Annotated in this window: 7 protein-coding genes; 2 read left to right on the forward strand and 5 right to left on the reverse strand. The window is 68.4% G+C overall.

The window, feature by feature from the left end; genetic code table 11:
• Positions 1 to 58: 58 nt before the first annotated feature.
• From QR77_RS29560 to QR77_RS29580, 5 genes are all read right to left on the reverse strand, one after another.
• On the reverse strand, positions 59 to 1,552 hold the full coding sequence (locus tag QR77_RS29560) for a glycoside hydrolase family 3 N-terminal domain-containing protein (protein WP_052489149.1): 1,494 nt from the start codon (positions 1,550 to 1,552) through the stop codon (positions 59 to 61).
• Positions 1,549 to 2,376, reverse strand: coding sequence for a carbohydrate ABC transporter permease (locus QR77_RS29565; protein ID WP_040025064.1), 828 nt, complete (start codon positions 2,374 to 2,376; stop codon positions 1,549 to 1,551). The genes QR77_RS29560 and QR77_RS29565 overlap by 4 nt, the downstream gene beginning before the upstream one ends.
• Positions 2,373 to 3,335 carry a sugar ABC transporter permease gene (locus QR77_RS29570; protein ID WP_078877897.1) on the reverse strand — a complete coding sequence of 321 codons (963 nt, stop codon included), beginning with the start codon at positions 3,333 to 3,335 and terminating at the stop codon, positions 2,373 to 2,375. Before QR77_RS29570 ends, QR77_RS29565 begins: the two co-directional genes overlap by 4 nt.
• A gap of 25 nt (positions 3,336 to 3,360) precedes the next feature.
• On the reverse strand, positions 3,361 to 4,647 hold the full coding sequence (locus tag QR77_RS29575) for a sugar ABC transporter substrate-binding protein (RefSeq protein ID WP_040025065.1): 1,287 nt from the start codon (positions 4,645 to 4,647) through the stop codon (positions 3,361 to 3,363).
• A gap of 698 nt (positions 4,648 to 5,345) precedes the next feature.
• On the reverse strand, positions 5,346 to 6,422 hold the full coding sequence (locus tag QR77_RS29580) for a LacI family DNA-binding transcriptional regulator (protein ID WP_063798096.1): 1,077 nt from the start codon (positions 6,420 to 6,422) through the stop codon (positions 5,346 to 5,348).
• Positions 6,423 to 6,652: 230 nt separating this feature from the next.
• On the opposite strand from QR77_RS29580, the gene QR77_RS29585 reads away from it, so the two are divergent.
• Complete coding sequence (locus QR77_RS29585) at positions 6,653 to 7,978, forward strand: extracellular solute-binding protein (RefSeq protein WP_040025066.1); 1,326 nt, start codon at positions 6,653 to 6,655, stop codon at positions 7,976 to 7,978.
• Positions 7,979 to 8,081: 103 nt separating this feature from the next.
• Positions 8,082 to 8,906, forward strand: coding sequence for a sugar ABC transporter permease (locus QR77_RS29590; RefSeq protein WP_078877899.1), 825 nt, complete (start codon positions 8,082 to 8,084; stop codon positions 8,904 to 8,906).
• Positions 8,907 to 8,986: the final 80 nt, after the last annotated feature.

Below are 8,986 nucleotides of genomic sequence, written 5' to 3' on the forward strand. Positions count from 1 at the left end.
AACCGGAGGCCGGCGAAGATATTGCTCTTCGGTGGCCGTCGACCATGTATGGGCGGTGTCAGGGCGCACAGCCGAGCAATTGCTCCACGGCCGCCTGTGCGTTGACCCGGCCCGATCCGTACGTGATCACCAGATTGCGGATCTCCGGTGGAATCGCATGCGGGAGTCCGGTCAGTACGACAACTGAGTCAGGCCGGCGGTCTACCAGCTCACGCAGCAGTCGCTCCTGGTCGGGATCCCGGTGCGGTTCACGTACGACGAGGACAAGGGGCCGTTCCCCGGCCCCGAGCAGTGCCGCGTCGGCGCGCCCCGCGACCGGTCCTTCGGTGGTGACGCCGGTGGCCGTCAGGCCGGGCATCGCTTCCGTCAGGAGCCTTCGCAGGTGGGGCGCGCGGCTGCCCGACGCGTGGTTGATCTGCTGCCGGAGGTCGACCAGGTGCGGCGCCGAGGCGAGGCGTACGTCGCCCCGCACCCGCAGCGCCGCACGGGCGACCGAGAGCGGCAGACCGCTCTCCGCCGGTTCCTCCGGCGGGAGTCGTACGGCCTGGGCCTCACCGATCCAGTCGGCGAGATCCCTGATCCGGCGGCCGGCGTCCGCCAGCCGCTCGGCGGTCAGCCGGCCGCTGTCGAGGGCGGCGAGGAGCGCGTCGCGCGCCGTGGCGTACTCGCTCTCGTCCCGCTCCTCGGCGGGGTTGCCCAGGCACAGCAGGTCCGCCCCTGCGCGTACGGCCTCCACGCAGGCGGCGCCGAAGCCGGGGTCGCGGGCCACCGCGCCCATGTCCAGCGCGTCGGTGACGATGACGCCGGTGAAGCCCAGCTCCTCCCGGGCCAGTCGGGTGACCTCCGGGTTCAGCGTGGCGGGGGCCTCGCCGAAGGGGAGCACCCTGATGTGGCCGGTCATCAGGCACCGGGTGCCGGCCGCGACAGCGGCGGCGAACGGCAGCAGGTCCCTGTTCCTCAGCAGCGCGATGTCCGCGTCGAGTTGGGGGATGCCGAGGTGCGAGTCGACGGCGGTGTCCCCGTGCCCGGGGAAGTGCTTGGCGCAGGCGGCGACACCGGCCGACTGGAGGCCCCTGACGTAGGCGGCGGTGTGCGTCGCCACCTGGGGGGCCTCGCTGCCGAAGGACCGTACCCCGATGACGGGGTTCCTCGGATCGGCGTTGACGTCGGCGTCCGGGGCGAGGTTCAGGCCGATGCCCGCGCGCCTCAGGTCACGGCCGATCAGCCGGGCCACCCGCTCGGTGGTCCCGGGGTCGCCGACCGCGCCGAGCGCGCCGTTCCCCGGGTACGAGGAGCCGGTCGCCGCCTCCAGGCGGGTGACCTCGCCTCCCTCCTCGTCGCTCGCGATGACGAGGTCGGCGCGGCGGGCGCGCAGGACGGCCGACAGCGCCGCGGCCGTCTCGGCGTCGGGCACGTTGTGCGCGAAGTACGCGACTCCGGCGAGGCCTTCGTCGATCGCCTCCAGCAGCCAGCGCGGCGGCTCGGTACCGCGGAAGCCCGGCAGGAGCACGCCGTTGACGAGGCGCAGCGCCTCGGACGCGGGGGCGGTCATCCCTTCACCGCCCCGGCCGCGAGCCCGGAGGCCAGCCGGCGCTGGACGATGATGAAGAAGACCAGCACCGGGACGGTGATGAGGGTCGAGCCGGCCATCACGGGCCCCCAGGAGGTGGAGTTCTCACCGAAGAACTGGAAGAGGCCGACGGCCGCCGTGTACTTGGCGTCGTCCTTCATGAAGGTGTAGGCGAAGACGAACTCGTTCCACGCCGTGATGAAGGCGAACACGCTGGTGGCGACGAGGCCCGGCGCGATGAGCGGCAGCAGGACCGACCAGAACATCCGGGGCCAGGAACAGCCGTCCAGATAGGCCGCTTCCTCGACCTCCTTGGGGACCGTCGCGACAAACCCCCGCAGCGTCCAGATCGCGAACGGCAGCGACAGGGCGATGTAGACGATGCTCAGGCCCACCAGGCTGTTGAGCAGGTTGTAGTCGCGCATCTGGAGGAACAGCGGGATGACGAGCGCCTCCAGCGGCACCATCTGCACGATCAGCACCATCACCAGCACCGAGGTGCGGAAGCGGAAGTGGAACCGGGCCACGGCCACGGCGGCGAGCAGCGCGAGCAGCCCGCACACGATGATCGTCGCGAGGCCCACCACCACGGAGTTCAGCAGGAAGGGACCGAAGTTGCCGTGGCTGAAGATGAACGCGAAGTGCTCCGTGCTGAAACCGCTCGGAAGCAGGTCGGAGCCACGGGTGATCGCGTTCGGGTCGAGCGCGGTGCTGACCATCCAGTACACCGGGAAGAGGGTGAAGACCAGCAGCGCGAACACCGCGACGGACAGACCGATCCGCCCCGCGGTCGTCGTGCGGTTCACAGCTCGTCACTCTCCTTGAAGAGGGTACGGATGTAGACGAATGTGATGACCAGGAGCAGCAGGGTGAGCAGGACGGCGGTGGCCGCTCCCGCGCCGTAGTCGTTCTGGGCGAACGCCCGCTGGTAGGACCAGACGCCGAGGTTGAGTACGTCCTCGTTGCTGCCGGCGCCGCCGGGCATCAGATAGATCTGGGTGAAGACCTTGAAGTCCCAGATGGTCGACAGGATGGTGACCACCAGGAAGATCGGCTTGATGGTCGGCACGGTGATCTTCCAGAACCGCTGCCAGGCGCTCGCACCGTCGATCATTCCCGCCTCGTACAGCTCCTTGGGGATCGTCAGCAGACCGGCGAGCACGGTGATGGCGACGAACGGGAAGCCGTGATGCACCACGTTGAGGGTGGCGATGGCGTAGAAGGAGAGGCGCTCGGTGAACCAGTTGGTCGTCGTGGGGTCGATCAGGCCGAGCGATCCCGCGAGCCGGCTCATCATGCCGTCGTCGGCGGTGAACAGCCACACCCATACGTAGGTGCCGGTGACGGCCGGCATGGCCCAGGCGGCCATGATCGCCGTCGAGCAGACGGCCCGCCACACGGGACCGAGCCGCTGGAGCAGCAGCGCGGCCAGGGTGCCGAGGGCCACGGTCAGGGCCACGCACGCCACGGCGAAGACCACGGTGTTGGGCAGGACGATCCGCCACAGCGTGCCGTCGGTGAGCAGGTCGCTGTAGTGGGCGAGGCCGATGTAGGTGCCGACGCCGCCGCCGAACTTGACCTCGTAGTCCTGGAAGGAGAGCAGGACGACCTTGACCAGCGGCCACAGCAGCAGCCCCGCCAGCACGACGAGGGACGGGGTGAGCAGCAGCCACGGACGCACCGTCGCGATGAGCCGTTTCCGGCGCAGGGTCGGACCGCGCCGCGGGCCGCGGGGCCGTGCCGGCTCCTTGCGGGGAGCCGGCACGGTCTCCGGGGCGCGCTGTGTGATCTCAGGAGGCAAAGATCTTGTCCATCTCCTTGGCTGCCTGGTCGGCGGCCTCCTGCGCGGTCTGCTTGCCGGTGAGGATGGACTGCACCATCTTCGGCACGACCTGCGCGGCCTGGATCTCTCCGTAGGCAGGGGTCTTCGGCACGGTCGCGCCCGCGTCGGTCATCTGCTTGGCGAACGGCGCGACGAGCGGGTCGTTCTTCGCCTCGACCTGCTTCAGCAGGGAGTTCTGACCGGGGAAGTAGTTCGACTGCTCGGCCCACTCGGTGGCGTACTTGCCCGTGGTGACCATCTTGACGAACTCCCAGGCGGTCTCCTGGTTGTCACCCTTGAAGGTGCTCAGGTACGAGCCGCCGAGGAAGGACTTGCTCAGGCCGCCCTTCTCGCCGGGGATGGGCGCCGCGGCGAGCTTGCCCTTGAGGTCGGGGGCGGCGGCGACGAAGGCCTTCGGCGTCCAGCTTCCGGAGAGGGTCATCGCGATCTTCCCCTTCTGGAAGTCGGTCGCGATCTCCTTCTCGGTCCAGGTGGTGACCTTCGCGGGGGACAGTTTGTCCTTCTTCGCGAGGTCCGTGTAGTACTGGATGCCCTTCACCGACTCGGGGGAGTTGATGGTGGACTTCCACTTGCCGCCCTCCTGCTTGGCGAGGTCGCCGCCCGCGCCCCAGATGAACGGCACGGTGTTCATCTCGGCGCTGCCGGCCACCGGGAACGGGATCATGTCCGGTTCCTTCTTCTTGAGCTCCAGCGCGGTCTCGCGCAGCTCGTCCCAGTTGGTCGGGGCCTTCAGGTGGTACTTGTCGAAGACGTCCTTGCGGTAGAGCAGCGCGCGGACACCGGCGTACCAGGGCATGCCGTACTGCTTGCCGTCCAGGGTGCCCGCGTCGGCCAGGCCGGGGACGAGGTCGGTGCTGAGGCCGGCCGCCTTCACCTTGTCCGTCACGTCGACCAGGGCGCCGGTCTCGGCGAACTGCGGGATCCACGTCGTACCGACCTCGGCGACATCGGGGACCTGGCTGGCGCCGCCCTCGATCGCGGTCGTGAACTTCTTCTGGACGGTGGTCCACTGCTGGTACTCGACGTCGACCGTGACGCCCGTCTTCTTCTTGAAGTCGGCGGAGACCTCGTTGAAGAAGGGTCTGGCGTCCGGGTTGGTCCCTTCCATGATCCATACGGTGAGGGTCTTGCCCTTGCCCTTGGCCGCCGAGGCATCATCGCCCGAGTCCCCGCCGCAAGCGGTGAGGCCGAGGGCCATGGTCACGACCATGGCACCGATGACATGTTTCCGCATGGTTGCTCCCTAACAAATTGGTTGGACCGGAAATGTGTGCGAAGAGTGATAGGTCGTAAAGACAGGGCGCACTCATCGCCGAGTTGAAAAAAACCATGCCTCCGGTGCGGACTGCCTATGGGGCCGGCCGCCGGTACCGCCATCCCCTGTTCGATGACGAGTTGGCCGCGGCGGGAGGGCAGTTCAGCCAGCTACGCGAAACGCGCCCAGAGCATAGAACGATTCAAGGGTCCCGGTCGGCGGCGGAGCGATGATCCCGCAGGCCTTTCACAATCCCCACGCGGAATCCCCAGTTGATATGGGTCATTCCGCTACCGACCGCCCTGACCTCGGGTTTCGTGCCCGGCGGGGCAGCTTCACCGCCATTGGGCCAACCACTGAAAGTCCTTGTCCTCGCGGACAGTTAATACCCAATTGGAGGCAGTTGGAGAAGTGTTCGAAGGGGTGTCGGTGTAAAACTTCAGTTCGAACTGCCCTGGGTGCGTCCCGGAAAGGGGCGTGCTGTCCGGGGTCGCCGGATATGCGTGCCGTGCGTTGCTGCCGAGGGTGTGGTGGTGAGTGTGGGAAATGTGCGGAACGTGATCGGGGAACGGGTGTCGGGTATCACGCGCGGAGTTCGGCCGCACCGACCGCACCGACCGTGCTTCGGCGGTGCGCGGTACGGCCGAACCGGGCCCGATCGTGCGGGCCGCCGCCGCTCAGCGGGTCTCCACGCCTCCGGTGACGCCGGCCGCTTCCGTGACCGCGAGGGCGGCGCTGTCCGGCAGTGAGGGCGGCGCCGCGCACGACTCGCGTACCACGAGGCGGGTCGGCAGCCGTACGTGCTGCTGCTCGGGGTCGCGGCCGGCGAGTATCTCCAGCAGCATCTCCACCGCACGCTGCCCCATGAGTTGCAGCGGCTGCTCGATCGTGGTCAGTCCGGGACGGACCATGGTGGACTCGGGGACGTTGTCGAACCCCATGACCGACAGATCCTCCGGCACCCGCATGCCCAGCGTCAGCGCGACCTCCATCGTCGAGATCGCCGAGAGGTCGTTGGCGGCGAAGACCGCCGTGGGCCGCTCGGGCAGCTTCAGCAACTGCCGTGCGGCCTCCATCGATTCGCTCTCCTCGTACCCGGCGGCGCGCACCAGCTCCGGGTCGAACGCGATGCCGGCCGACTCCAGCGCGCTGCGGTAGCCCAGCTCCCGCTGGTGGCCCGACTCCAGATCCCTGGGCGGCCTGCCGAGGAAGCCGATCCGGCGGTGGCCGAGCCCCAGCAGGTGCTCCACGGCCAGTTGGGCGCCGCGGAAGTTGTCGGAGTCCACCATCGGGGCGCCGTCCCCGCCGGTGTGCGGATCGACGGCGACCACCGGAGAGCCGATGCCGGCCGTGGACACGGTGGGCGTCACGAGCACCGCGCCGTCGATCAGCGTGCCCGAGAGCCGCGACAAGTAGCGGCGCTCCCACCCGACATGGCCGCCGCCCTCACCGCCCGCCGAGTAGACGACGAGTTCGTACCCGGTGCCCTTGATGGCGCGCGCCGCGCCCTTCAGCAGCTCCGCGCTGTACGGCTCGATGGCCCACACCAGTACCCCGACCACGTTCGTACGGTGGTTGCGCAGGCTCCGCGCCACCAGGCTCGACTCGTAGCCCAGCTCCGCGATGACCGCGGTCACCCGCTCGAAGGTGCTCGCCGCCACCCCGTGCCGGTCGTTGAGGACCTTGGACACGGTTGCCACGGATACCCCGGCCTGAGCGGCGACATCGCGGATGGTCACACGGTTACTGGTCACGGATGAGATCCTACCGGGTACTAAATCGTTTTCGATAACGTTATCGATAACGATTGACATGGCTCGACCCGCCCTGCACGATGGCTCAAAATCGCAGCCGGATGAGGGACTTCACGACGACACGGGACGTCGTCCGGGGTCCGTGACGCCGCACCGACGTGGGCGCTGATCCGGCGATGCGACACGTCCCCGGACCCATCGGTGTGACCGGGGAAGAAAGGCGGAGAGCAATGACGGCTTCGGTCACCTCACGCAGAACTGTGCTCGCCGGGATCGCCGCGCTGGTCGGCGGGACGGCGGTGGGCTGCGGAACCTCAGGGCCGAGCAGGGGCGGTGCGGCCGGCGGCGGCAAGGGCGCGTCGGTCTGGATCATCAGCGGTGTCACCGAGAAGGCCTTCCAGAACTCGTTCGACACCTGGAACAAGACACACGCCAAGCAGCAGATCAGCGTGCAGTCCTTTGCCAACGACCCCTACAAGCAGAAGATCCGTACGGCAGTCGGCGCCGGCCAGTCGCCGACGCTGATCTACGGCTGGGGCGGGGGCGTTCTCAACAGCTACGTGCAAGCGGGCTCGGTGGAGGACCTCAGCGACCTGGCGGCCGACCCGGAGCTGAAGGGCCGTTTCCTGCCCTCGATAGCGAAGGTCGGCACGGTCGGCGGCAAGACGTACGCGGTGCCGAACAACGGCGTGAAGCCGGTGATGGTCTACTACAACAAGGACCTGTTCGCGAAGATCAGCGCCCAGCCGCCCAAGAGCTGGGGCGAACTGATGGCGCTGGTACCGAAGTTCAAGAAGGCGGGCATCGCCCCGTTCACCGTCAGCGGGCAGGCCAAGTGGCCGCTGCTGCCGTGGCTGTCGTACCTGATGGACCGCATCGGCGGCCCCGCCGTGATGAACGACATCCTGGCGGGCAAGTCCGGCTCCTGGTCGCACCCCGCCGTCATCCAGGCCAACGAGATGATCCAGCAACTCGTCAAGGCCGGCGGCTTCGTCAAGGGCTTCGCCTCGATCTCCACCGACAGCGGCGCCGACATCGCGCTGATGTACACGGGCAAGGCCGCGATGAGCCTCGGGCTCCCCGCCACGTACCAGACGATCCAGACGGCCGACCCGAAGTTCATCACCGACGGGAAGCTCGGCTACTTCCCGTTCCCGACCGTCGAGGGCGGCAAGGGCGATCCGGCCAACGTCGCGGGCAACCCGTCGAACTACTGGTCCGTCTCGTCCTCGGCGAGCGCCGCCGAGAAGGCGGCGGCCCGTGCGTACATCAAGAGCGACCTGCTCAACAAGGCGTACGCGGCCGACCTGTTGAAGGTGGGCAATGTGCCCCCGGTCGCTGGCCTTGAACCCCAGCTCGCCTCCACGAGCGACGCCGCCTACTTCCGGGCCATCTACGAACTGGCCTCGAAGGCGCCGAACTTCGCGCTCTCGCTCGACCAGGCGCTGAGCCCGCAGCAGGGCGACGCGGTACTGACCGCCCTCCAGCAGATCTTCCTCAACGAGATCAGCCCCAAGAAATTCGCGTCCACCATGAACGCGACCATTTCCGCCTGAAGGCGAGTTCGACGTGTCGGTTCTCCACCCAGATACCACGGCCGCGCGCCCACACCGCGACCGTTCGGGCGCGAGCGGGCTGTTCGCCGTACCGGCGTTGCTGATGTTCGTGGTCTTCGCCCTGGTCCCGCTCGCCGGCGCCGTGGTGCTCAGCTTCACCCACTGGGACGGGCTCGGCCCCGTCACCTGGAAGGGCCTCGGCAACTGGACGAAGGTCCTGCACGACCCGGTCACCGGCAACGCACTGCTGCTGACCGTGAAGATCATGGCCGTGTCGTGGGTCGTGCAGACCCCCATCAGCCTGCTGCTCGGCGTCTTCACGGCGGGCGGGCAGCGCTACCGGGCGGTGCTGGCCGCGCTGTACTTCGTACCGCTGCTGCTCTCCTCGGCAGCCGTGGCCATCGCCTTCAAGGCGCTCCTCGACCCCAACTTCGGGATCGGCGGCGCCCCGGGGCTGCACGCACTGGCGCAGAACTGGCTCGGCGACCCCGACCTCGTCCTCTATGTGGTCATCTTCGTGATCGCCTGGCAGTTCGTGCCCTTCCACACGCTGCTCTACCAGGCCGCCGTACGGCAGATCCCCGGCTCGCTCTACGAGGCGGCGACCATCGACGGCGCGGGCCGGATGCAGCAGTTCCGCTACATCACCCTGCCGCAACTGCGGAACACCATCATCACCTCGTCCACGCTCATGATCACCGGTTCGCTGACCTACTTCGACGTGGTCTTCGTGCTCACGGCGGGCGGCCCGGGCAACGCCACGCGGCTGCTGCCCGTGGACATGTACCTCACCGGCTTCACGGCCAACGACATGGGAAGCGCCAGCGTGCTGGCCGTGATGCTCGTGGTGATCGGGCTCAGCTTCGCCTTCGTACTGACCAGGTTCTCCGGCTTCAGCCGGATGAGCAGCGAACAGGAAGGTCTCTGATGTCCGGCACGACGGTCCAGGAGCGGGGACAGGGGCGGGGACCCGGGGCGCCGGCCGGCGGCGGGCGCGGTCGCGCGGGC

Origin of the sequence: Streptomyces sp. 150FB (assembly GCF_000818195.1) — a bacterium.
In the GTDB taxonomy this organism is placed as follows: Bacteria; Actinomycetota; Actinomycetes; order Streptomycetales; family Streptomycetaceae; genus Streptomyces.